Below are 23,210 nucleotides of genomic sequence, written 5' to 3'. Positions count from 1 at the left end.
GGTATTCCCCTATGTCCCCGTCGAGGTACCTCCTTGGAGGAATAGGCTCGCTCCTCATTCCGGTTCAGGCTTCGGGCCATACCCTCATCTACGGGAAGACCTGGATATGGCCCATCTGGCGCAACGCACGTTTGAACCCCTGAACATTGCCGTGCTGACCATCAGCGATACGCGCACCTTTGATACCGACACTTCGGGACAGACCCTGACGGATTTGCTGCAAGCGGCCGGGCATGTATTGATCGATCGCGATCTGGTCAAGGACGATATTTATCAGATCCGCGCCACCGTTTCCCGGTGGATCGCCGACCCCAAGGTGCAAGTGGTATTGATGACCGGCGGCACCGGTTTCACCGCTCGTGACAACACACCGCAAGCGGTCTTGCCACTGCTGGACAAACATGTGGAAGGCTTCGGTGAACTGTTCCGCCAGGTGTCGCTGGAGGAGATCGGCATGTCCAGCCTGCAGTCCCGGGCACTGGCCGGCATGAGTAACGGCGTGCTGGTGTGCTGCGTTCCAGGCTCGCCGGGTGCCTGCCGCACCGCCTGGAACAAGATCCTGCTCGAACAATTGGACAGTCGCACCGGCCCGTGCAATTTCGCCCCGCATTTGAAACCGCAAGCCCAGCGGGTCATCGACGCCTGCGAGACACGCTCGTGACCGGCCGGGTATGCGACATCGGCCACCTGATGCCGGTGGACGAGGCCATCAGCCGTCTGCTGGCCCAGGCACCGCCGCCACCACAGGCGCAAATGGTCCGTCTGGACCAGGCCATGGGACGGGTGCTGGCGGCGGACATTCATTCCCCGGTAAACCTGCCGGCCTGGGACAACAGTGCCATGGACGGTTATGCCCTCAGGGCGGCTGACTTGCCCCAGGCGGGTGGCTGTTTGTCGATTGGCGGGCGCATTGCGGCGGGGGATCAAGCATGTTCGCCCTTGCTCGCGCAGAGCGCGGTGCAGATATTTACCGGCGCGCCATTGCCACTGGGTGCCGATACCGTCGTGCCGCAAGAGCGCTGTCGGGTCGAGGGCGAGCGCGTCTGGTTCCCGTCAGTGTCCGTTGGTGATCATGTGCGTAAGGAGGGTGAGGAAGTTCGCCGCGGGCATCTGTTGCTCAAGGCCGGTAAACGCCTGCGCGCACAAGAGTTGGGGTTGCTGGCCGGCGCCGGGATCGCGCGGGTCGAGGTCTATCGGCCGTTGCAGGTGTGCCTGCTCAGCAGCGGTAATGAACTGCGTGAGCCGGGCGATCCCTTGGCGCCGGGGCAGATTTACAACAGCAACCGGTATTGCCTCGCTGCATTGTTGCGCGGCTGGGGCGTCGAGGTGCATGACTATGGCGTCATGGCCGATGAGCTGGTGGCCAGCCGGCATGCCTTGAGCCTGGCGTCGTCGGAGTGCGACCTGCTATTGAGCTCCGGTGGCGTGTCGGTGGGCGAGGAAGATCACCTCAAACAGGCGATCGAGGAACTGGGCAATGTCGATTTCTGGCGACTGGCCATCCAGCCAGGCAAGCCACTGGCCTTTGGTGAAGTGGCCGGCAAACCCTGGATCGGCATGCCGGGAAATCCGTCGGCAGCGCTGATTACCGCGTTGGTGGTGGTGCGTCCGTTCCTGCTCAGGGCCCAAGGCGTGACTGACGTGCTGTCGGTGCCATTGGCCGTGCCCGCCGGGTTCGACTGGTTGCAGCGTAACAAGCGTCGGCAGTACCTGCGGGCCAGATTGACGCCCGGCGGCGACGGCCAGTTGAGCGTGGAACTGCACCCCCAGCAAAGCTCGGCGATGTTGACCGCCGCGTGCTGGGCCGATGGGTTGGTGGTGATCGAGTGCGAGCAGCAAGTGCTCAAGCACGACAACGTGATGTTCCTGTCCTTCGCCGACCTGATGCAGTGATGGCAATTGATTGCCGTCAAGGCCGTGCCTGCCGGTTTGACTAGACTGGCAGCGCCTTTTTCGAACGGTGCGCCACAGACACCGGGCGATGCCCCGGACGCGTAATTTCATGAGGACTACCCATGCAACTGGTCTGCCCGGCAGGGAACCTGCCTGCGCTTAAAGCGGCGGTGCGCCAAGGCGCCGATGCCGTGTATGTCGGTTTTCGCGATGACACCAACGCCCGGCACTTCGCGGGGCTGAACATGGACGACAAACAGTTCGACGCCGCCGTTGCCCACATTCGCCAGCACCAACGCAAACTCTACGTCGCGGTCAACACGTACCCACAACCCAAGGGATGGGAGCGCTGGCAACGGGCGGTGGATCGTGCCGCCGATTTCGGCGTCGATGCGCTGATCGCCGCCGACCCCGGGGTGCTCAACTATGCCAGTCAACGTCACCCGCAACTGGCCTTGCACCTGTCGGTCCAGGGCTCGGCGACCCATGCCGCCGCGCTGGAATTTTATGCGCAGCGCTATGGCATTCGACGTGCGGTGCTGCCGAGGGTGTTGTCGTTGGCGCAGGTACGTCAGGTCGCCGCCAGCAGCCCGGTGCCCATCGAAGTCTTTGGCTTCGGCAGCTTGTGCATCATGGCTGAAGGGCGCTGCCATCTGTCTTCCTACATTACCGGCGAGTCGCCGAACCTGTGCGGTGTCTGTTCGCCGGCCAAAGCGGTGCGCTGGAGCGAGGACGCCGAAGGCTTGAGCGCGCGCCTGAGCGAAGTGCTGATCGATCGCTACACCCCTGACGAGCCAGCCGGTTACCCGACCTTGTGCAAAGGCCGCTTCCTGGTCGGCGGCAAGCGCTTTCATGCGCTGGAAGAACCCACCAGTCTCGACACCCTGGACTTGCTGCCGGAACTGACGGCCATCGGCGTCGAAGCGGTGAAAATCGAGGGCCGCCAACGCAGCCCGGCCTATGTCGAGCAAGTCACCCGTGTCTGGCGCGCGGCGCTGGACGCCCATCGTGGCGCGCCGGGCAGTTTTCGGGTCAAGGAGCAATGGCGTCAGGTGCTGGCCGGTTTGTCCGAAGGCAGCCAGACCACCCTGGGCGCTTATCATCGATCATGGCAATGAGGGATTCGACATGAAGCTCAGCCTGGGACCGGTCCTGTTTTATTGGGACAAAGAGCAACTCAGAAACTTTTACGCCGAGATGTCGGCGTTGCCCCTGGATGTGATTTATCTGGGGGAAACCGTATGCTCCAAGCGCCGGGCTTTTTCACTGGATCAATGGCTGGGACTGGGGCGCGAGTTACAGGAGTGCAGCCAGGCGCAGTTGGTGCTTTCCAGCCTGACGCTGATCGAGGCGGCGTCTGAGCTCTCCAGCCTGCGCCGACTGTGCGACAACGGCCAATTGCTGGTGGAAGCCAACGACATGGGCGCGGTGCAATTGCTGGCCGAACGCAAGTTGCCGTTCGTGGGTGGCCCGGCTCTCAATCTGTACAACGGCCACTCATTGGCACAATTACTCGACAGCGGCATGACTCGCTGGGTGCCGCCCGTGGAGTGTTCGGCGGCGCTGATTGGTGACGTGATCGGGCAGGTGCGCGAACTGGGCCGTGCAGTGCCGGAAGTTGAAATCTTTGCCTATGGGCATTTGCCGTTGGCGTATTCCGCCCGCTGCTTCACGGCCCGTGCGGAAAACCGGCCCAAGGACGACTGCCAGTTTTGTTGCATCAACTACCCCGACGGCCTGGCGCTGACCAGTCAGGAAGGGCAGGTGCTATTCACCATCAACGGTATTCAAACGATGTCGGCCGAGGTGACCAATCTGCTGGCCGATTATTCCGGGCTGGTGGCCTGCGGTGCCGATCTGTTGCGCTTGAGTCCTCGTGCCCAGGGCATGGCCGAAGTGGTCGAGGCGTATCAACGGGTTCGTCTGGGCGAGGCACCGCCGCTGTTCGTCGAAGGGTGCAATGGTTATTGGCATGGCCAGGCCGGCATGCTGCGTGTCGAGGAGGTCGGCCTGTGTTGAATCGTAAAAAGTGGCTGTTGAAAGGTGCTGACCGGTTGTTGCCGTTGGTGCGCCGGGTGCCATTTGCCGTACAGCGCCTGGCGTTGCAACAGGCGCTGAATCGGTGCCTCGCCGGGCCATTGCGCGAGGGCGAGTTCGAAGTGCTGCGCGGGCGTTGGCTGTGCTTGCGGATTCCGGATCTGGGGTTGTCCTGGTATTTGACCCTCAGCCGTGAAGGGTTGCGGATTGCCCGGTACGCCACGGCGCATGTGACGATCAGTGGCAACTGGCGGGAGTTTTTACTGCTGGCGAGCCGTCAGGAGGATCCGGATACGCTGTTTTTTCGCAGGCGTTTGGTGATCGAGGGTGATACCGAACTGGGGCTGGCGCTGAAGAATCTGATCGACAGTCTTGACCCTGATGTTCTGCCTGTGTGGTTGTGGCGCAATCTGGAGCGGGCGGGGAAGGGGTTGGCGGCGGGGTAATCCGCCATCGCGGGCAAGCCCTAATGCCAGTCAGTTAAGCGAAGCCCCCTCGCCACAGGTTCTGCACTTGGCATGTCCTTTTCTTAACTGACTGGCATTAGGGCAAGCCCGCCCCCACAGGGTTTTTGTTGTTCTTCAGGCCATCGTTTCCCGGCGGTTTTGATGCTGACGAGCATCACTGGCAATCAACTGGCTGATCCCTTCAAACAACTCATCACTCTGCGCCTGCGTGCAATCCTCACCATAGCGTTTACGCAGCCCGTACTGACTCAGAATCAGATGCACATCAGCCCGCAGCCCATGCTGCTTGAGGCAGTTTTCGACGCATTGCAGCGGGCAGCCGTCCAGCGCGAAGATCCGGCGCCCCGAGCGCGCTTTGTTGACGAGCGCTGCCACATGCCCGCCGACACCGACGATGCAGGACATTTCCGCGAGGCCGCTGCGGTCCAGGCGCACGGCCAGGGTGTTGGCCAGTTGGGCGACGTTGGAGCAGCCTGAGCAGGAGTAAACCAAAGGCAGGGTTGAACGGGGCATTTGCACTCTCCGTGGATGGACTCTGTCAGTGTGCAAGAGGTGTGGCGTGGCGCCTTGATGACGGTCAATTCTGACTATTGGAAAGCAGCCAGTTCCTCTTCGGCGAGGATGCTGATGTGGCGTCGTTGCACGGCAATCAGGCCGCTTTCCACCAGGCGATGCAGTATCCGCGAGAAGGTTTCCGGCTGCATTCCCAGCTTTGACGCCACCAGCCGTTTGGACACCTGCAAGACAATCTGGCCGGTCACCGGGTGGCGTTCCTGGAACAGGAAATTGATCACCCGACGGCTCGCACTGGCCATGGTCAAGGTGTCGATGTCGCGCAGACGCAGGTGCAGGTGAACGCTCATGCTCGCCAGGATGGCCAGGCAGACTTTTGGCTGGTCCTCCAGGGCATCGCGGTAATGGTTGCCATCGACGCTCACCAGCACGCTGTCCTTCAGCGCGGTGGCGCTCACCGGATACAGACGAGCCTGGCTGAACAGCAAGGCTTCGGCAAATGTCTGGCCCGGCTGAATGATCTCCACCAGGTTCTCCTGGCCTTCGCCTGTGAGCCGGTACAACTTGACCTGGCCGCTGATCAACAGGAAAAAGCGCCTGGCCGGATCCCCTTGATGCATCAGGGTGCTGTGACAACTCAGGCGCTTGAGCATGGCCAGGCCGCAGACTTGTTCGAAGACTTTCTCCGGCAGTTGGCTGAACAGATGATGACGGCGCAACGTTAAAACGATGGAAGGGTGAGTCAGCATGGCGTACCTCCGCTGACCGTCATAGTAGAGAGCACAGGCTCGATGACCTATGCCTCTACAGGACTACCTCCAAAGAGGAAGGCTCGTCAGCCCGCGCCGCGCAGATGTTCCATGGCCCATACCGCCGCCTCGACCCGCGAACGCAAGCCGAGCTTGTGCAGCAGATTCTTGACGTGAACCTTGACCGTCCCTTCGGTGATGCCCAGCTTATGCCCGATGACCTTGTTGCTGAAGCCGCCGGCGATGGTTTTCAGCACCTGACGCTCACGCTCGGTCAGTTCCACCACGGCCTGACGCGCAGGAGCGCGCAGCGCTTGCGCCATGACCTGGGTCAGTCCCGGGCTGATCACCAGCGCGCCGTTCAGCGCATCCCGGATGTACTGAATCAACAGTTCGGGCTCCATGTCCTTGAGCAGATAGCCGTCGGCATCCAGGCGCAGTGCATCGCGAATATCGTCTTCGGCGTCCGATACCGTAAACAGCAGCACTTTGCCGGTGTAGTGCATGGCCCGCAGTCGGCGCAGGGTTTCGATGCCATTCATTTGCGGCATGTTGTTATCGAGCAGGACCAGATCCGGTTGAAGCGGCTCAATGAGACTGAGTGCTTCGTGACCCTGGCTGGCTTCGCCGACGATCAGGAAATCATCTTCGAGTTCGAGCATCTGGCGAATGCCGTGACGCATCATCGGGTGATCGTCTACCAGCAGGATTTTGTGTTGTGGGAACGGGGTCATGGGGTGCTACCTTCTGTTTGCCGCCCGAGAAACTCCGGGTGGAATTCCAGTTGGACACGGGTGCCTTGGGGCTCCCTGGACAATATCCGCAGTTGGCCGCGCAAGCCGCGAGCCCGCTCATCCATGATGTTCAGGCCGTGGTGTTCGCGTTGATCGACGTTGCCACTGAACCCACACCCGTCGTCTTCGACCGACAACCTGACGGTCTCGCCGTCCTGGCGCAGTTGTAGCCAGGCGTTTTGCGCATGGGCGTGGCGCAGGCAGTTGGAGAGCGCTTCGCGGGTGATCTGCAAAATGTGGATCTGTTCGCTGGCCGATAGCTCAAAGGCCAGCGCGTCGATGTGCAGGTGCACCTGAAACTCGCCGCGACGGGAGAACTCCTCGGCGGTATCCTTGAGCTCCTGTACCAGTCCCGCGTCGTGAATCTGCAAGCGAAAAGTGGTCAGCAACTCGCGTAACTGGCGGTAGGCATTGTTCAGTCCCTCGCGCAATTCGGCGGTTACGGTTTCCAGGGTCTGGGCCGGTTCGCCCCGGCGCATCAGGGTCTGCATGCGGCTGACTTGCAGTTTCATGTAGGACAGGGCCTGGGCCAGCGAATCATGCAGCTCGCGGGCGATGATCGTGCGTTCTTCGAGCAGTAGCAGGCGATGGTCCTGTTCCCGTTGACGCTTGAGCGAGAGCGAGGTGCCGATCAGGTTGGCCAGGGCCTGGATCAGCCGGGTTTCCCAGGCTTGCATGAGGTGCCCGTCGACAAAGTGCGCCTTGAGCTCACCCAGTTCACTGCCCTGGTTGCTGATGCTGAAGATTTGCGGGTTGGTTTTAGGGTGCCGCTGGCAAGTGGCGCAGTCGCTACTGGCGCAGACTTCCCGGATGTTCGCGCCATGCAGGGCGAGCAACTGTTGGGCTGGCGCCTGCAGCTGTCCCTGCAGACACAGCGACAGACGCAAGCCGGGCAGGCGTTGCTGGAAGCGACGGATCAGTTCATCCAGCCCTTCGGCATTGGCCAGGCGTGTGGCCAGGCTTCGGCTGCTTTGATAGAGCAATTCCAGGGCCGCGTTGGCTTGCTGCAAGTTCAGGGTTTTTTGCCGGACCTGACTTTCCAGGGTGCGATGCGATTCTTCGATCGTCTCGGCCATGGCGTTGAAACTTGTGGCCAACTGGCCCAGTTCGTCCTCGGACTGATGGTTGACGCGCACCTTGAAGTCGCCACGACGAAAGCGCTGGGTTGCATCCACCAACTCTTTCAATGGGGTGATAACGCCGCACTGCAGTTCGTATAGCCCAAGCAGCAGGACAATCATGGTGGTGAACAGGGCCAGGCCCTGGATCGCCTGTTGCCAGCCTTGCTTTTGTTCGCTTTGGCGCTGCAACAGATCGACGAACTGGTTCAGTTGCTCAACGAAGGACTGGGCCTGGGCCTCAAAGGCCGCCGCGTCGCCGCGCTCCAGTGCCGGACGCAAATCCTCATTCCAGTGTTGCTGGATTTGCCCATAACTGAGTTGCAATGCGGTGGTCGGGCCATCTTCCAGCACGGCTTTGAGTGACTGGCTGGTGAGACGGGTTTGCAGACTGTCGGTGATGGCGGCGATTTCTTCGTCGGCGGCGCCAGCGGCGAGTTTCCAGCTCAGGTGATAGGTCTCCATGCGCACCGAGCCTGCGGTGTTGATGGCGGCGGCATCGCCCTGGCTGAACCAGGCGATCAGCCCGGCGCTCAACGAACTGGCGAGCGCCAGCACGGCGATCAGGATTACCGCCAGCCCGGCGCGAGCGGGCAGGGAGCTGCGCAACCAGCGCATCATTGGCTCAGGTCCGCGCAAAAGGTAAGAAAACAGAGCATGCAAAGTTCCAGCGTGGGGTTTTGTCGCCGATCCAGGACGGCTACCTCCAAAGAGTTATCGACCGTTCCGTGTCAGAAAAAACGTTGGTTAGACCCCTTAACAAGCTGATAAATAAAGGGTTTTAAGGTTTTATTGGGCTACCTCCTAAGAGGTAGGCAGTGCAAGCATAGGCTTGGGTCCCCTAGGCGTTCGTTGACCTGGGTCAAGTTTTTGCGGGGTTGGCCTCTCTAGTCTGCCGGCATGGCTGACTGACTGGAGAGCATTTGTGAACCTACCGCGTGTACGACAAGGCTTGGTGCTGGGCATGAGCACGCTGGCCTTCACTGTGTGCTTCATGGTCTGGATGATGTTCGCCGTGCTCGGAGTGCCGATCAAGGAACTGCTCCAGCTCAACGAAACCCAATTCGGCCTGCTGGCCGCGACCCCGGTACTGACTGGCTCGTTGGTGCGTTTGCCGCTGGGTTTGCTGACCGACCGTTTTGGCGGGCGCAGTGTGTTCTTCCTGCTGATGCTGGCCTGCGTCGCACCGCTGTATCTGATCAGCCATGCCACCGCCTACTGGCAGTTCCTGGTGCTGGGTTTGTTCGTCGGCCTGGCCGGCGGCTCGTTTTCCGTGGGAATTGCCTACGTCGCCAAATGGTTCGACAAGGAGAACCAAGGCTTCGCCATGGGCATTTTCGGTGCCGGTAACGCCGGGGCCGCGGTGACCAAGTTCCTCGCGCCAGCACTGATTGCGGCCGGCAGTTGGCAACTGGTGCCGAAAGTCTTCAGCGCGATCCTCTTTATCACCGCGCTTTCATTCTGGTTACTCAGTGCCGAAAACAAGGACCACCGCAGTGCCTCGGGTGCCAGTTTGCGTGAGCAACTGCGCTCGCTGAAAGACCCTGCGGTGTGGCGCTACTGCCAGTACTACTCGATCGTCTTCGGCGGCTACGTCGCCCTGGCACTGTGGATGACCAAGTACTACGTGCAGGAATACGGTTTCAGCCTGCAAAGCGCGGCGCTGCTGGCGGCCTGTTTTTCCCTGCCCGGTGGCGTGCTGCGCGCCGTCGGTGGCTGGATGTCGGATCGCTGGGGCGCGCAAAGCGTGACCTGGTGGGTGTTGTGGGTCAGCTGGATCTGCCTGTTCCTGCTCTCGTATCCCCAGACCCAACTGCAAGTGCAGACCATCAATGGCCCGCTGGATTTCCATATTGGCCTGAGCCCCACGCTGTTCACCGTACTGCTGTTCGTCATGGGCGTCGCCTTCGCGTTCGGCAAGGCTTCGGTCTTCAAATACATCGCCAATGACTACCCGAAAAACATGGGCGCGGTGTCCGGCATCGTCGGCCTGGCGGGTGGCCTGGGCGGTTTTGTGCTGCCGATCCTGTTCGGCGCCCTGGTGGATCTCACCGGCGTGCGCTCTTCCTGCTTCATGTTGATGTACGGCGTGGTCTGGGTCTCCCTCACCTGGATGTACTTCAGCGAAATACGCAAAAGCCCGGTGCTGGGTAAAGCGCCGCTGCTGACTCCGTCCCCGATTTCCAGCATTGCCCAAGGAGAAGAACATGTCCGTTCTGCAAACGCCTGACAAAGGCCCGGTCATTCATGACTGGCGCCCCGAGGACCCCGCGTTCTGGGGAAGCAGCGGCAAACAGACCGCCACTCGCAACTTGTGGATTTCCATTCCTGCGCTGTTGTTGGCCTTTGCGGTGTGGATGGTCTGGAGCACGGTAATTGTGCGATTGAATGCCATCGGCTTCAGCTTCACCACCGACCAACTGTTCTGGCTGGCGGCGTTGCCGGGGCTGTCCGGTGCGACCTTGCGGGTCTTCTATTCCTTTATGGTGCCGATCTTCGGCGGCCGGCGCTGGACCGCCCTGAGCACCGCGTCGCTGCTGTTGCCATCGATCTGGATGGGCTTCGCCGTGCAGGATCCGAGCACCTCGTACAGCGTTTTCGTGTTGATTGCCTTGCTATGCGGTTTCGGTGGCGGCAACTTCGCCTCGAGCATGTCCAACATCAGCTTCTTTTATCCCAAGTCCCAGCAGGGCACGGCCCTTGGCCTCAACGCCGGGCTGGGTAACCTGGGCGTCTCGGTGATGCAGTTCTGTGTGCCGCTGGTGATTACCTTCAGTGTGTTCGGCTTCATGGGCGGCTCGCCGCAAGCGTTGCCGGACGGTGGTCAGTTATGGCTGCAGAACGCCGGGTTCATCTGGGTGCCGTTTATTGTCCTGGTGACGGTACTGGCCTGGTTCTGCATGAATGACCTGTCCAGTGCCCGGGCCTCTTTCAGCGAACAGGCCGTCATCTTCAAACGCAAGCACAACTGGCTGATGTGCTGGTTGTACCTGGCGACCTTCGGTTCATTCATCGGTTTTTCCGCGGCGTTTCCGCTGCTGATCAAAACCTCCTTTCCTGACGTCATCGCCTTGAAGTTCGCCTTCCTCGGCCCGCTGGTGGGTGCGCTGGTACGGCCATTGGGCGGCTGGTTGGCGGACAAGCTCGGTGGCGCGAAAGTGACCCTGTGGAACTTCGTGCTAATGATCGCGATGGTCTTCGGCGTGATGCACTTTTTGCCGCAGAACGGTACCGGCGGCAACTTCTACGGCTTCCTCGGCCTGTTCATGCTGCTGTTCATTACCACTGGCGTGGGCAACGGCTCCACCTTCCGGATGATCCCGGTGATCTTCCGCACGCAGCACGAAAAAGCCTCGGCCGGGAAATCGCCAGCCGTACGCGAACAGGCACTCAAGGATGCCGGCAAGGAATCGGCCGCGGTCTTGGGCTTCAGTTCGGCGATGGGCGCCTTCGGTGCGTTCTTCATTCCCAAATCATTTGGCTCTTCGATGGCCCTGACCGGCGGCCCGGAGATGGCCTTCTACATGTTCGTCGGCTTTTACCTGAGCTGCATCGTGGTGACCTGGTGGTGGTACGCGCGCAAAGGCGCTGCAACTCCCTGCTAAGCCGACCCGAATCCAACCATTGCGTGGGCGGGGCACAGAACCCCGCAGCAAAGCCTGAGAGGACTACACCGTGAGTCATTTACTGGATCAATTGCGGTTTTTCAACCGTAAGCAAAACGAGTTTTCCGATGGACATGGAGAGACCCGCAAAGAGTCTCGCGACTGGGAGAACGTCTACCGTTCGCGCTGGCAGTACGACAAGATCGTGCGCTCCACCCACGGGGTGAACTGTACCGGCTCGTGCTCGTGGAAAATCTACGTCAAAAACGGCCTGATCACCTGGGAAACCCAGCAGACCGATTACCCGCGCACCCGCAATGATCTGCCCAACCACGAACCGCGCGGTTGCCCGCGTGGCGCCAGTTACAGCTGGTACATCTACAGCGCCAACCGGCTCAAGTACCCGAAAATCCGCAAGCCATTGCTCAAGCTCTGGCGTGAGGCACGGCAGACCCTGGCACCGGTGCAAGCCTGGGCGAGTATCGTCGAGGACAAGGTCAAGGCCGATTCTTATAAAAGCAAGCGCGGCATGGGTGGTTTCATTCGCTCCAGCTGGGAGGAAGTCAACGAGATCATTGCCGCGTCCAACGTCTACACCATCAAGCAATACGGCCCGGACCGGATCGTCGGTTTCTCGCCGATTCCGGCCATGTCGATGGTCAGCTACGCCGCAGGTGCGCGTTACCTGTCGCTGATCGGTGGCGCGTGCCTGAGTTTCTACGACTGGTACTGCGACCTGCCACCGGCCTCGCCGATGGTCTGGGGCGAGCAGACTGACGTGCCGGAATCGGCCGACTGGTACAACTCCAACTACATCATTGCCTGGGGTTCCAACGTCCCGCAGACCCGCACCCCCGACGCGCACTTCTTTACCGAAGTCCGCTACAAGGGCACCAAAACGGTGGCGATCACCCCGGACTACTCGGAAGTCGCCAAGCTCACCGACCTGTGGCTGAACCCCAAGCAGGGCACCGACGCGGCACTGGCCCAGGCGTTCAATCATGTGATCTTCAAAGAATTCCACCTGGACAAACCAAGCGCTTATTTCACTGACTACGCCAAGCGCTACACCGATTTGCCGGTGCTGGTGCTGCTCAAGCAAATGGTCGATATGGCGCCAGGCGCCGGTTACCAGCCCGATCGCTTCCTGCGCGCCAGCGACCTGACCGACAACCTCGGCCAGGAAAACAACCCGGAATGGAAAACCATCGCCCTGGACGTCAGCGGTGAACTGGTTTCTCCTCAGGGCTCCATCGGCTATCGCTGGGGCGAGAAGGGCAAGTGGAACATCCTGCCTCGTGAAGGTGGCGAAGGCCGTGAGATCGATCTGAAGCTGAGCCTGATCGGCGATGACGTCGCCGAAGTGGCGTTCCCGTATTTCGCCGGCGAGTCCCACGAGCACTTTCAGCACGTCGCTGGCGATGCCGTGCAATACCGCCGCGTGCCGGTGCACAACGTAGTGCTGGCAGACGGCAGCGTGGCCAAGGTCGCCACCGTGTTCGACCTGTCGGCTGCCAACCTGGCGATCGATCGTGGCCTGGGTGGCGCTAACGTTGCCAGGGATTACAACGACGCCTCGGTGCCGGGCACTCCAGCCTGGCAGGAGCAGATCACCGGCGTCAGCCGTGAGAAAGCGATCCAGATCGCCCGTGAGTTCGCTGACAACGCCGACAAGACCCGTGGTCGCTCGATGATCATCGTCGGTGCGGCGATGAACCACTGGTACCACATGGACATGAACTACCGCGGGCTGATCAACATGCTCATGCTCTGCGGGTGTGTCGGCCAGACCGGTGGCGGTTGGGCGCACTATGTCGGTCAGGAAAAACTGCGTCCGCAATGCGGCTGGCTACCCCTGGCATTCGGCCTGGACTGGAACCGTCCGCCACGGCAGATGAACGGCACCAGCTTCTTCTACGCCCACAGTTCGCAATGGCGCCACGAGAAGATGAGCATGCACGACGTGCTCTCGCCTTTGGCCGATAAATCACAATTTCCCGAGCATGCCCTGGACTACAACATCCGCGCCGAACGCGCCGGTTGGTTGCCCAGCGCACCGCAACTCAACACTAACCCTTTGCACATTTGCCGTGATGCGGCTGCGGCCGGCATGGACCCCAAAGACTACGTGGTCAAGTCGCTGCAGGATGGTTCGCTGCGTTTTTCCTGTGAACAGCCGGACAGCCCGGTGAACTTCCCGCGCAACATGTTCATCTGGCGTTCCAACCTGCTGGGCTCCTCGGGCAAGGGCCACGAGTACATGCTCAAGTACCTGCTCGGCACCAGGAACGGGGTGATGAACGAGGACATCGGCCAGGTCGGCGATTGCAAACCCGAAGAAGCCGAATGGGTGGACGAGGGCGCTATCGGCAAGCTCGATCTGGTCACCACGCTGGACTTCCGCATGTCGTCGACCTGCGTCTATTCCGACATCGTCTTGCCGACCGCCACCTGGTACGAAAAAGACGACATGAACACCTCGGACATGCACCCGTTCATTCACCCGTTGTCGGCCGCCATCGACCCGGCGTGGGAATCGCGTTCCGACTGGGAAATCTACAAAGGCATCGCCAAGGCGTTTTCCAGCATGGCCGAAGGGCATCTGGGCGTTGAGAAGGACCTGGTGACCATCCCGCTGATGCACGACAGCGTCGGCGAACTGGCCCAACCGTTTGGCGGCACCGACTGGAAAAGTGCCGGCGTGGCCCCGGAGCCAGGCAAGAACGCGCCGAACCTGCATGTGGTGGAGCGTGATTACCCGAACATTTACAAGCAGTTCTCGTCCCTCGGGCCATTGCTGGAAAAACACGGCAACGGTGGCAAGGGCATTAACTGGAACACCGAAACCGAAGTGAAATTCCTCGGTGAACTCAATCACAAAGAAGGCAATGCCGGTATCAGCCAGGGTCGGCCGAAAATCGACACGGCGATCGATGCCGCTGAAGTGATTCTGTCCCTGGCGCCGGAAACCAATGGCCATGTTGCGGTCAAGGCCTGGGCTGCGTTGTCGGAATTTACCGGCATCGATCACAGCCATCTGGCGGTATCCAAGGAGCACGAGGCGATTCGGTTCCGCGACATTCAGGCGCAGCCGCGCAAGATCATTTCCAGCCCTACCTGGTCGGGTCTCGAAGACGATCACGTCAGTTACAACGCCGGCTACACCAACGTTCACGAAGCCATCCCATGGCGCACCATCACCGGTCGCCAGCAGTTCTACCAGGATCACCCGTGGATGCAGGCGTTCGGCGAGCAACTGATGAGTTATCGCCCGCCGGTCAACACCCGCACCATCGAAGGGGTGAAAGGCAAGCGCAGCAACGGCGAGACCGAAATCGTCCTGAACTGGATCACTCCGCACCAGAAATGGGGCATCCACAGCACTTACAGCGACAACCTGTTGATGCTGACCCTCAGCCGCGGCGGGCCGATTGTCTGGCTCTCGGAGAACGACGCGAAACGCGCCGGCATCGAGGACAACGACTGGATCGAATGCTTCAACGCCAACGGCGCGCTGACCGCCCGGGCGGTGGTCAGCCAGCGGGTCAAGGACGGCATGGTGATCATGTACCACGCCCAGGAACGGATCGTGAACGTGCCTGGTTCGGAAACCACCAAGACCCGTGGCGGTCACCACAACTCGGTCACCCGCGTGGTGCTCAAGCCGACCCACATGATCGGTGGCTATGCCCAGCAAGCCTACGGTTTCAACTATTACGGCACGGTCGGTTGCAACCGCGATGAATTCGTCGTGGTACGCAAGATGGCCAAAGTCGACTGGCTCGATGGCTCAAGCGGCGATGACCTGCCGCGTCCTCTGCCGACCGATATCGAGGAGAACTGAGATGAAGATTCGCTCACAAATCGGCATGGTGCTGAACCTGGACAAGTGCATCGGTTGCCACACCTGTTCGATCACCTGCAAAAACGTCTGGACCAGCCGTGAAGGCATGGAATACGCCTGGTTCAACAACGTCGAATCGAAACCCGGCATCGGCTACCCGAAAGAATGGGAAAACCAGGACAAGTGGAAGGGCGGCTGGATCCGCAATGCCAACGGCACGATCAACCCGCGCATCGGCGGTAAATTCCGCGTGTTGGCGAATATTTTCGCCAACCCGGACCTGCCGAGCCTCGACGACTACTACGAACCGTTCGACTTCGATTACCAGCACCTGCACACCGCGCCGCTGGGCGAGCACCAGCCAACGGCACGTCCGCGTTCGCTGATCTCCGGCAAGCGTATGGAGAAAATCGAGTGGGGCCCGAACTGGGAAGAGATCCTCGGCACCGAGTTCGCCAAGCGTCGCAAGGACAAGAACTTCGACAAGATTCAGGCGGACATTTACGGCGAGTACGAAAACACTTTCATGATGTATTTGCCGCGCCTGTGCGAGCACTGCCTGAACCCGGCGTGCGCAGCGTCGTGCCCGAGCGGGGCGATTTACAAGCGTGAAGAAGACGGGATTGTCCTGATCGACCAGGAAAAGTGCCGTGGCTGGCGGATGTGCATCAGCGGCTGCCCGTACAAGAAAATCTATTTCAACTGGAAGAGCGGCAAGTCCGAGAAGTGCATCTTCTGCTACCCGCGTATCGAAGCCGGGATGCCGACTGTTTGCGCCGAAACCTGTGTCGGACGTATCCGTTACCTCGGTGTGCTGCTGTATGACGCCGACCGCATCAGCGAAGTGGCGAGCACCGCCAATGAGCAGGATCTGTACGAGAAACAACTGGAGATCTTCCTCGATCCGAACGACCCGGCAGTGATTCGCCAGGCCCTGGCCGATGGTGTGCCGCAGTCGGTGATCGATTCCGCCCAGCGTTCGCCGGTCTACAAAATGGCCGTGGACTGGAAACTCGCACTGCCGCTGCACCCGGAATACCGTACCTTGCCAATGGTCTGGTACGTGCCGCCGCTGTCGCCGATCCAGAACGCCGCCGCTGCCGGAACCGTGGGTATGAACGGCGTGATTCCGGATGTCGACAGCCTGCGTATTCCACTCAAGTACCTGGCCAACCTGCTGACGGCGGGCGATGAAAAACCGGTCAAGCGTGCGCTTAAACGCTTGCTGGCGATGCGCGCCTACAAACGTTCCGAGCAAGTCGATGGCGTTCAGGACCTGCAAGTGCTCAAGGATGTCGGCTTGAGCGTGGCGCAGGTCGAGGAGATGTATCGCTACCTGGCGATTGCCAACTATGAAGACCGCTTTGTGGTACCGAGCGCCCACCGTGAAGACGCCATGAGCGACGCCTTTGCCGAGCGCTCCGGTTGCGGCTTCAGTTTCGGCAGCGGCTGCAGCGGCAGTTCCGACACCAACATGTTCGGTGCGAAGAAAGCCAACCGCCGCGACGTCCTGAAAACCGTGCAGTTGTGGGAGGAATGAGCATGCAGATTCTCAAAGTGATTTCGCTGCTGCTCGATTACCCGACCGAGACGCTGATTGGCGGTCGCGACGAACTGGAGCGGGCGATCATCCAGTCACGGGAAATCAGCCCTAAACAGCGCGGCGCGTTGTTCGAATTGCTCGAGCTGATCTGTGCCAATGACCTGATGGATGGGCAGGAGCACTACGGTGCGCTGTTCGGTCGAGGTCGTTCGCTGTCGCTGCTGTTGTTCGAACATGTGCACGGCGAATCCCGTGACCGTGGCCAGGCGATGGTCGACATGATGGCGCAATACGAAGCCGCCGGTTTTGCCATCGGTGTCAAGGAGCTGCCGGACTATATCCCGCTGTACCTGGAGTTCCTGTCCACCCGCGAAGACCTCGAGGCCCGCGAGGGCCTGGCGGACATTTCGCATTTGCTGGCGTTGCTCGCGGCGCGTCTGGAGGAGCGCGAAAGTGCTTATGCCAGCTGCTTCCGGGCGCTGCTGCAAATCGCCGGGGCCGAGCCCCATCAGGCAGTGGCCGACCTGCGGGCGCAGGTGGCGGCGGAACCGCGCGACGACTCCCTCGAAGCCCTCGACAAAATCTGGGAAGAGGAGGCCGTGGACTTTCTCCAGGCCGAACAGCAGGACCGTTGCAGTGGACTGCCAAGCGCACCGGGCAAGGCTCGGGAGGAAAGCGCGGTGCCGTTGCACTGGGTGGATTTTCAGCATGAAGGGTTGGCGACCGTGCCGGCCAAGGAGGTAGGCAATGTCTAAATGGAACCTGTTGTTGTTCGGGATCTATCCCTACGTCGCTTTGGCGATTTGCCTGATTGGCAGTTGGGCCCGTTTCGATCTGTCGCAGTACACCTGGAAGGCTGGGTCCAGCCAGATGCTCAACCAGCGCGGCATGCGCATGGCGAGCAACCTCTTCCACATCGGTGTGCTGTTTGTGCTGGCCGGGCATTTCGTTGGCCTGCTGACGCCAGCATCGGTTTATCACCATGTGATCAGCACCGAGAACAAGCAGTTGCTGGCGATGGTCTCCGGCGGGTTCTTCGGCCTGCTGTGCCTGATCGGCTTGCTGATGCTGGTCAATCGGCGGCTCACCGATCCTCGGGTACGTGCCGCCTCCAGCCCTTCGGACATCCTGATTCTGCTGGTGCTCCTGGCGCAATTGTTGCTCGGTCTGCTGACGATCGCCGCGTCCACCGCGCATATGGATGGCTCGGTAATGGTCATGCTCGCCAACTGGGCGCAGAACACCGTGCTGTTGCGGCCGATGGAGGCGGCGGCGTCCATCGCGCCGGTCGGGCTGACCTATAAACTGCACGTGTTTCTCGGCTTGACCCTGTTCGTGCTGTTTCCCTTCACCCGACTCGTCCACATGATCAGTGCACCGGTCTGGTACCTGGGTCGTCGTTATCAAATCGTTCGGCAGAAAGTCTGAGGAGAACATCATGTCAGGTGGATGTGGATGTGGCGGCGGTAGTGGCGGCAGCGGTGGCTGCGGCTCTTCCAGAAATGCAGAGTCCTCGGGGCCGGATGTTGTCGACATCGCGCCGTTTGAAGCACTGCCGGTTGAGCCCGCGGCGGCCGAAGACGCCCCGGCGCAGTTGATCGCCAGCAGCGAACAGGAGTGGCCGATCATCAGCGTCAACGAGGTGTCGATCACCCCGGAAGCCATGGCCCGGGAGCTGCAATATCACCCGGCCGAAAGCCGTGAAGAGGCGGTCTATCTGGCCGCCAGGGCGCTGGTGATCCGCGAGTTGTTGCAGCAGCGCATTGCCGAACTCGGCTTGTCGCTGGAGATCGGCGCCGGTGAGAACGAAGAAGAAGCGGCTACGCGTTTGTTGCTCGAGCGGGAGGTGCATGTGCCGCAGTGCGACGAAGAAACCAGTCTGCGCTACTACGAAAACAATCGCGGGCGTTTTCACAGCGCGCCATTGCTGGCGGTGCGACATATCCTTCTCGAATGCGCGCCGGACGACGCCGAGGCCCGCGCCCTTGCGCATGTCCAGGCTGAAATCCTGCTGCAACGGCTGGAGAATTCCCCAGGCAGTTTCGCCGAGCTGGCGGTGAAATACTCGGCCTGCCCGTCGAAAGCGCAAGGGGGGGCTCTGGGGCAGATCAGCAAGGGCCAGACCGTGCCGGAACTGGAACGTCAGCTGTTCACCCTGGCGCCGGGTCTGGCCAGCAAACCTCTGGAAAGTCGTTATGGCTGGCATGTGGTCAGTGTCGATCAGCGGATCGAAGGCATGCCGTTGCCCTATGAAGTGGTGTCGACGGCGATTCGCACGCAGTTGCAGCAAGGCGTCTGGCAAAAAGCCCTGGTGCAGTATCTGCAAACCCTGATCGGAGCGGCGGATATTCGCGGCATCCACTTGCAGGGCGCCGATTCACCGCTGGTGCAGTGAGCATCGCGACAAACCGGGAGATGTGATGAACGCTGTCATGCAGGATGGTTTTGGACGGCAGATCGATTATCTGCGGATGTCGGTGACGGACCGTTGTGATTTTCGCTGTGTGTATTGCATGGCGAAAAACATGACCTTCCTGCCGCGTCAGCAGGTGCTCACGCTGGAGGAGTTGCAGCGTCTGGCGACGCTGTTCGTCGGGTTGGGCGTGCGTAAGATCCGCCTCACCGGCGGCGAACCACTGATTCGTCCAGGCATTGTCGAACTGTGCCGCAGCATCGCCGCGCTGCCCGGTTTGCGCGAACTGGTGATGACCAGCAACGGCTCGCAATTGAGCCGTCTGGCCCGGCCATTGGCGCAGGCGGGGGTCAAACGGATGAACATCAGCCTCGATAGCCTGGACGGGCAGAAGTTTCGCGCGATCACCCGCATCGGCGATCTCGATCAGGTGCTTAACGGCATTGAAGCTGCGCGGGACGCGGGGTTCGAGCGGATCAAACTCAACTGCGTGGTAATGAAAGGGCGCAACTTTGATGAAGTGCCAGCGTTGGTGCAATACGCCATCGACCGGCGCATCGATATCAGTTTCATCGAAGAAATGCCCTTGGGCGAGGTCGGTCGTTCCCGGGGTGAATCGTTTTGTTCCAGTGATGAGGTACGCACGCTGATCGCCAGCCAGTATCGGTTATTCGACAGCACTGAAAACAGTGGCGGACCGGCGCGCTACGTGCGCCTGGAACGCCATCCCGATACCCGGATCGGTTTCATTTCACCCAACAGTCACAACTTCTGTGGCAGCTGTAATCGGGTACGGATGACCGTTGAAGGGAAGCTGTTGCTTTGTCTGGGGCAGGAGGACGCGCTGGATTTAAGAGGATTGTTGCGGCGATATCCGTTGGATGATCAACCCGTGATCAATGCCGTGCAGAAGGCGTTGCGCGGCAAGCCGTTGCGCCATGACTTCAGTCCGGAAGGGGAGGTGCAGATTGTGCGGTTCATGAACATGAGTGGCGGTTGAGCTGATCGGTACGGTTTGTAAGAACACGCTGGATCCTCACTTGCCACAGGATCCAAGCCGTCATCGGACGATTTTTTCACCGCCAAATCTTGATATCGATCAATTGCAGATCAGCCCTTTGTCCGTAGCCTTCACTGCATGTTGTGTTTATTTAAGTTTAAACATCTATATGTTGTATCTGGAGGCCGAATGCAGAGCACGCTGATCTCAGTAGGATGTAACCGCTTGCACAAACGCGATGGCAGTCTGGTCGCCTTTGATGCGGACAAGATCCGTCAGGCGTTGATCGCCGCCGGCAAGGCAACCGGGGAGTACACCGAGTTTGAGGTTGAAGGCTTGCTTGAGGCGGTACTCGCCCGACTGGAAGGTCTGCCAAGGCTGCACGTCGAGCAGATCCAGGATCGGGTCGAACGGGTATTGATGGATGCCGGTTACTTCTTCGCCATGCGCGCCTACATCGTCTACCGCGAACAGCACGGGCGTTTGCGCCGCGATCGCCGGACCCTGGTCGAGGTGGCGACATCGATGAACGAGTACCTGGACCGTGAGGACTGGCGGGTCCAGGCCAACGCGAATCAGGGCTACTCCCTGGGCGGGCTGGTGTTGAACGTGTCGGGCAAGGTCACCGCCAACTACTGGCTGGACGAGGTGTACAGCGAGGCCATCGGCCAGGCCCACCGCGAAGCGGATTTGCATGTGCACGACCTTGACATGCTCGCCGGCTACTGTGCCGGTTGGTCGCTGCGCACCCTGTTGCACGAGGGGCTCAACGGTGTGCCGGGGCGTATCGAAGCCGGTCCGCCAAAGCACTTGAGCAGTGCCCTGGGGCAAATGGTGAATTTCCTCGGCACCCTGCAAAACGAATGGGCCGGCGCTCAGGCGTTCAGCTCGTTCGACACCTACCTGGCGCCCTATGTGCGCAAGGACCAGCTGAGTTACCAAGAGGTGCGTCAGGCGATCCAGGAGTTCATCTACAACCTCAATGTGCCATCGCGTTGGGGCACTCAGACGCCATTCACCAACCTGACCTTCGACTGGGTTTGCCCGCAGGATTTGCGTGAACAGATACCCGTCATCGACGGGGAGGAAATGTCGTTTTCCTATGGCGACCTGCAAGTCGAAATGGACCTGCTCAACCGCGCCTACATCGAGGTGATGCAGGCTGGCGACGCGAAAGGGCGGGTGTTCACCTTTCCAATCCCGACCTACAACATCACCCATGATTTTCCGTGGGACAGTGAAAACGCCGACCGTCTGTTCGAGATGACGGCGCGTTACGGTTTGCCGTACTTCCAGAACTTCCTCAATTCGGACATGCAGCCCAATCAGGTGCGTTCGATGTGCTGCCGGTTGCAGCTCGATGTCCGCGAGTTGCTCAAGCGTGGCGGCGGTTTGTTCGGTTCGGCGGAGCAGACCGGATCACTCGGTGTGGTGACGATCAACTGCGCACGTCTGGGGTATGTGTTCAAGGGCAACACCAGTGGTTTGTTGCAGCGCCTGGACACGCTGATGGAGCTGGCGATGGAGAGTCTGGAGGTCAAGCGCAAAGTCATTGCGCACCACATGGATGCCGGTTTGTACCCTTACACCAAGCGTTACCTGGGCACCTTGCGCAACCATTTCTCCACCATCGGTCTGAACGGCGTGCATGAAATGCTGCGCAATTTCACCGGTGACGAAGAGGGCATGCACACCGAACATGGCCGGCAGTTTGCCCTGAATCTGCTGGACCATGTGCGCGCCACGTTGCTGCGCTTTCAGGACGAAACCGGTCATCTCTACAACCTGGAAGCAACACCGGCGGAGGGCACCACCTACCGCTTCGCCAAGGAAGACCTCAAGCGCTATCCGGACATTCTCCAGGCGGGCAGTACGCAGGCGCCGTATTACACCAACTCTTCGCAACTGCCCGTAGGCTACACCGAAGACCCCTTCGAGGCCCTGGAACTTCAAGACGAGCTGCAATGCAAATACACCGGCGGCACGGTCTTGCACCTGTACATGGCCGAGCGGATTTCCTCGAGCCAGGCCTGCAAGCAACTGGTGCGCAAGGCCCTTGGCCGTTTCCGCCTGCCGTACCTGACCGTGACCCCGACTTTCTCCATCTGCCCGGTGCACGGCTACCTCGATGGCGAGCATGAGTTCTGCCCCAAATGCGACGAGGCTCTGTTGCTGCAAGAACAGAAAGCCGGCGTTGTTCATTGATTTCGATCCACTCAACTGCAAGGAGCTTCACCATGACTGCATCGCAACCACTGCCTCAGGCTCAACGTCAACGCTGCGAAGTCTGGACCCGCGTGATGGGCTATCACCGTCCTGTGTCAGCCTTCAATCCGGGCAAACAGTCGGAGCACCGCGAGCGGGTGCACTTCACTGAAAGCGCGGCACTGGCCGGGCGTCAATGAGTCGAATACTTCGGGTCGGGGGCATGGTGCCCCTGACCACTATCGACTATCCGGGACAGCTCGCCTGCGTGCTGTTTTGCCAGGGGTGCGCCTGGCGTTGTCGTTACTGTCATAACCCGCAGCTGATTCCCCCTCGAGGCAGTGAGGAAGTGGATTGGCGGCGGGTGTTGGCGTTTCTGCAACGTCGTCAGGACCTGCTCGATGCGGTGGTGTTCAGCGGCGGTGAACCCACTTTGCAGGACGGCTTGCCCGGCGCCATGGATGAAGTGCGGGACATGGGATTTCGCATCGGCTTGCACAGCGCCGGGATCAAACCTGCTGCCTTCGCAAAGGCACTGTCTGGTGCGGATTGGGTCGGTTTCGACGTCAAGGCGTTGCCCGAGGATTGCCAGGCCATCACCCGGGTCGAGGGCAGTGGAACGGCTAACTGGCGCAGCCTCGAGCATCTGCTGGCCAGTGGTGTGGACTACGAATGTCGCACCACCGTGCATTGGCATCTGTTCAAGCCGGCGCGTCTGTTGACGCAGGCAAAACGCTTGAATGCACTCGGCGTCAAACGCTTTGCCGTGCAACTGGTTCGCACCGAGCGGATGTTCGATCCGCTGTTGCCGAGCGTTTCGGCGCAAGCCTTGCTGCCAGAGTTGTGGGAGGCCATGCGCGAGTTGTTCCCAGTCTTCGTGTTAAGAAATGGAACCCTGTAGGAGCGAGCTTCAGTGAACGCCAATCCCACGGCCGGCCACAATCCCTTGTAGGAGCGGGCTTGCCCGCGAAGAGGCCGGCACATCCAACAGAAATATTGGCTGACCCGCCGCCATCGCAAGCTCGCTCC

General features: G+C 60.4%; 20 protein-coding genes. 16 read left to right on the top strand and 4 right to left on the bottom strand.

The features are described from left to right. Nucleotides 1-106: 106 nt before the first annotated feature. From moaB to KGA81_RS06805, 5 genes are all read left to right on the top strand, one after another. Complete coding sequence (gene moaB / locus KGA81_RS06825) at nucleotides 107-661, top strand: molybdenum cofactor biosynthesis protein B (protein WP_223545132.1); 555 nt, start codon at nucleotides 107-109, stop codon at nucleotides 659-661. Then, nucleotides 658-1,893: a gephyrin-like molybdotransferase Glp gene (gene glp / locus KGA81_RS06820; RefSeq protein WP_223545131.1), complete on the top strand. Its 1,236-nt coding sequence runs from the start codon at nucleotides 658-660 to the stop codon at nucleotides 1,891-1,893. Before moaB ends, glp begins: the two co-directional genes overlap by 4 nt. A 122-nt stretch (nucleotides 1,894-2,015) precedes the next feature. Continuing rightward, nucleotides 2,016-3,011 (top strand): peptidase U32 family protein, encoded by a 996-nt coding sequence (locus tag KGA81_RS06815; RefSeq protein ID WP_223545130.1) that lies wholly within the window; start codon nucleotides 2,016-2,018, stop codon nucleotides 3,009-3,011. A gap of 10 nt (nucleotides 3,012-3,021) precedes the next feature. Then, a complete protein-coding gene (locus KGA81_RS06810) occupies nucleotides 3,022-3,912 on the top strand; it encodes a U32 family peptidase (RefSeq protein ID WP_223545129.1) in 891 nt (296 codons plus the stop codon). Then, nucleotides 3,906-4,376 carry an SCP2 domain-containing protein gene (locus KGA81_RS06805; RefSeq protein ID WP_223545128.1) on the top strand — a complete coding sequence of 157 codons (471 nt, stop codon included), beginning with the start codon at nucleotides 3,906-3,908 and terminating at the stop codon, nucleotides 4,374-4,376. The genes KGA81_RS06810 and KGA81_RS06805 overlap by 7 nt, the downstream gene beginning before the upstream one ends. Before the next feature lie 135 nt (nucleotides 4,377-4,511). Here KGA81_RS06805 and KGA81_RS06800 read toward each other — a convergent pair whose 3' ends face one another. The 4 genes from KGA81_RS06800 to KGA81_RS06785 form a co-directional block, all read right to left on the bottom strand. Next, on the bottom strand, nucleotides 4,512-4,910 hold the full coding sequence (locus tag KGA81_RS06800) for a putative zinc-binding protein (RefSeq protein ID WP_223545127.1): 399 nt from the start codon (nucleotides 4,908-4,910) through the stop codon (nucleotides 4,512-4,514). 74 nt (nucleotides 4,911-4,984) lie between these two features. Then, on the bottom strand, nucleotides 4,985-5,659 hold the full coding sequence (locus KGA81_RS06795) for a Crp/Fnr family transcriptional regulator (protein WP_223545126.1): 675 nt from the start codon (nucleotides 5,657-5,659) through the stop codon (nucleotides 4,985-4,987). A gap of 86 nt (nucleotides 5,660-5,745) precedes the next feature. Then, nucleotides 5,746-6,393 (bottom strand): two-component system response regulator NarL, encoded by a 648-nt coding sequence (gene narL, locus KGA81_RS06790; RefSeq protein ID WP_223545125.1) that lies wholly within the window; start codon nucleotides 6,391-6,393, stop codon nucleotides 5,746-5,748. Beyond that, entirely contained in the window at nucleotides 6,390-8,192 is a 1,803-nt protein-coding gene (locus KGA81_RS06785; protein ID WP_223545124.1) for a HAMP domain-containing protein, read from the bottom strand. Before KGA81_RS06785 ends, narL begins: the two co-directional genes overlap by 4 nt. A 304-nt stretch (nucleotides 8,193-8,496) precedes the next feature. Between KGA81_RS06785 and KGA81_RS06780 the strand changes: the two genes are divergently transcribed. From KGA81_RS06780 to KGA81_RS06735, 11 genes are all read left to right on the top strand, one after another. Then, entirely contained in the window at nucleotides 8,497-9,801 is a 1,305-nt protein-coding gene (locus KGA81_RS06780) for an MFS transporter (protein WP_223545123.1), read from the top strand. Continuing rightward, nucleotides 9,779-11,176 (top strand): NarK family nitrate/nitrite MFS transporter, encoded by a 1,398-nt coding sequence (locus KGA81_RS06775; protein ID WP_223545122.1) that lies wholly within the window; start codon nucleotides 9,779-9,781, stop codon nucleotides 11,174-11,176. Before KGA81_RS06780 ends, KGA81_RS06775 begins: the two co-directional genes overlap by 23 nt. A gap of 70 nt (nucleotides 11,177-11,246) precedes the next feature. Then, entirely contained in the window at nucleotides 11,247-15,020 is a 3,774-nt protein-coding gene (locus KGA81_RS06770) for a nitrate reductase subunit alpha (protein ID WP_223545121.1), read from the top strand. A 1-nt stretch (nucleotide 15,021) separates the two neighbouring features. Continuing rightward, nucleotides 15,022-16,560, top strand: a complete 1,539-nt coding sequence (gene narH, locus KGA81_RS06765) for a nitrate reductase subunit beta (RefSeq protein WP_223545120.1) — start codon at nucleotides 15,022-15,024, stop codon at nucleotides 16,558-16,560. A gap of 2 nt (nucleotides 16,561-16,562) precedes the next feature. Continuing rightward, entirely contained in the window at nucleotides 16,563-17,318 is a 756-nt protein-coding gene (gene narJ, locus KGA81_RS06760; RefSeq protein ID WP_223545119.1) for a nitrate reductase molybdenum cofactor assembly chaperone, read from the top strand. Further along, complete coding sequence (gene narI, locus KGA81_RS06755) at nucleotides 17,311-17,991, top strand: respiratory nitrate reductase subunit gamma (protein WP_223545118.1); 681 nt, start codon at nucleotides 17,311-17,313, stop codon at nucleotides 17,989-17,991. The genes narJ and narI overlap by 8 nt, the downstream gene beginning before the upstream one ends. Before the next feature lie 10 nt (nucleotides 17,992-18,001). Beyond that, nucleotides 18,002-18,958 carry a peptidylprolyl isomerase gene (locus KGA81_RS06750; protein WP_223545117.1) on the top strand — a complete coding sequence of 319 codons (957 nt, stop codon included), beginning with the start codon at nucleotides 18,002-18,004 and terminating at the stop codon, nucleotides 18,956-18,958. A 25-nt stretch (nucleotides 18,959-18,983) separates the two neighbouring features. Then, nucleotides 18,984-19,976 carry a GTP 3',8-cyclase MoaA gene (moaA, locus tag KGA81_RS06745; RefSeq protein WP_223545116.1) on the top strand — a complete coding sequence of 331 codons (993 nt, stop codon included), beginning with the start codon at nucleotides 18,984-18,986 and terminating at the stop codon, nucleotides 19,974-19,976. A 189-nt stretch (nucleotides 19,977-20,165) separates the two neighbouring features. Next, entirely contained in the window at nucleotides 20,166-22,181 is a 2,016-nt protein-coding gene (locus KGA81_RS06740) for a ribonucleoside triphosphate reductase (RefSeq protein ID WP_263293253.1), read from the top strand. 32 nt (nucleotides 22,182-22,213) lie between these two features. Further along, nucleotides 22,214-22,381: an anaerobic ribonucleoside-triphosphate reductase gene (gene nrdD / locus KGA81_RS29975; protein ID WP_128871527.1), complete on the top strand. Its 168-nt coding sequence runs from the start codon at nucleotides 22,214-22,216 to the stop codon at nucleotides 22,379-22,381. Continuing rightward, nucleotides 22,378-23,082 carry an anaerobic ribonucleoside-triphosphate reductase activating protein gene (locus KGA81_RS06735; RefSeq protein WP_223545115.1) on the top strand — a complete coding sequence of 235 codons (705 nt, stop codon included), beginning with the start codon at nucleotides 22,378-22,380 and terminating at the stop codon, nucleotides 23,080-23,082. The genes nrdD and KGA81_RS06735 overlap by 4 nt, the downstream gene beginning before the upstream one ends. Nucleotides 23,083-23,210: the final 128 nt, after the last annotated feature.

The sequence above is a fragment of the Pseudomonas sp. A-B-19 genome (genome assembly GCF_019947515.1).
Classification (GTDB): Bacteria; Pseudomonadota; Gammaproteobacteria; order Pseudomonadales; family Pseudomonadaceae; genus Aquipseudomonas.
This window is presented reverse-complemented; position numbering and strand designations above follow the sequence as displayed.

What these genes read in the sequence shown, in the direction of transcription:
- KGA81_RS06735 (WP_223545115.1), top strand. Translation starts at nt 22,378, where the DNA reads ATGAGTCGAATACTTCGGGTCGGGGGCATGGTGCCCCTGACCACTATC.
- narI (WP_223545118.1), top strand. Translation starts at nt 17,311, where the DNA reads ATGTCTAAATGGAACCTGTTGTTGTTCGGGATCTATCCCTACGTCGCT.
- moaB (WP_223545132.1), top strand. Translation starts at nt 107, where the DNA reads ATGGCCCATCTGGCGCAACGCACGTTTGAACCCCTGAACATTGCCGTG.
- narJ (WP_223545119.1), top strand. Translation starts at nt 16,563, where the DNA reads ATGCAGATTCTCAAAGTGATTTCGCTGCTGCTCGATTACCCGACCGAG.
- moaA (WP_223545116.1), top strand. Translation starts at nt 18,984, where the DNA reads ATGAACGCTGTCATGCAGGATGGTTTTGGACGGCAGATCGATTATCTG.
- KGA81_RS06785 (WP_223545124.1), bottom strand. Translation starts at nt 8,192, where the DNA reads ATGATGCGCTGGTTGCGCAGCTCCCTGCCCGCTCGCGCCGGGCTGGCG.
- KGA81_RS06740 (WP_263293253.1), top strand. Translation starts at nt 20,166, where the DNA reads ATGCAGAGCACGCTGATCTCAGTAGGATGTAACCGCTTGCACAAACGC.
- KGA81_RS06810 (WP_223545129.1), top strand. Translation starts at nt 3,022, where the DNA reads ATGAAGCTCAGCCTGGGACCGGTCCTGTTTTATTGGGACAAAGAGCAA.
- KGA81_RS06800 (WP_223545127.1), bottom strand. Translation starts at nt 4,910, where the DNA reads ATGCCCCGTTCAACCCTGCCTTTGGTTTACTCCTGCTCAGGCTGCTCC.
- KGA81_RS06750 (WP_223545117.1), top strand. Translation starts at nt 18,002, where the DNA reads ATGTCAGGTGGATGTGGATGTGGCGGCGGTAGTGGCGGCAGCGGTGGC.
- KGA81_RS06815 (WP_223545130.1), top strand. Translation starts at nt 2,016, where the DNA reads ATGCAACTGGTCTGCCCGGCAGGGAACCTGCCTGCGCTTAAAGCGGCG.
- narL (WP_223545125.1), bottom strand. Translation starts at nt 6,393, where the DNA reads ATGACCCCGTTCCCACAACACAAAATCCTGCTGGTAGACGATCACCCG.
- narH (WP_223545120.1), top strand. Translation starts at nt 15,022, where the DNA reads ATGAAGATTCGCTCACAAATCGGCATGGTGCTGAACCTGGACAAGTGC.
- KGA81_RS06795 (WP_223545126.1), bottom strand. Translation starts at nt 5,659, where the DNA reads ATGCTGACTCACCCTTCCATCGTTTTAACGTTGCGCCGTCATCATCTG.
- nrdD (WP_128871527.1), top strand. Translation starts at nt 22,214, where the DNA reads ATGACTGCATCGCAACCACTGCCTCAGGCTCAACGTCAACGCTGCGAA.
- KGA81_RS06775 (WP_223545122.1), top strand. Translation starts at nt 9,779, where the DNA reads ATGTCCGTTCTGCAAACGCCTGACAAAGGCCCGGTCATTCATGACTGG.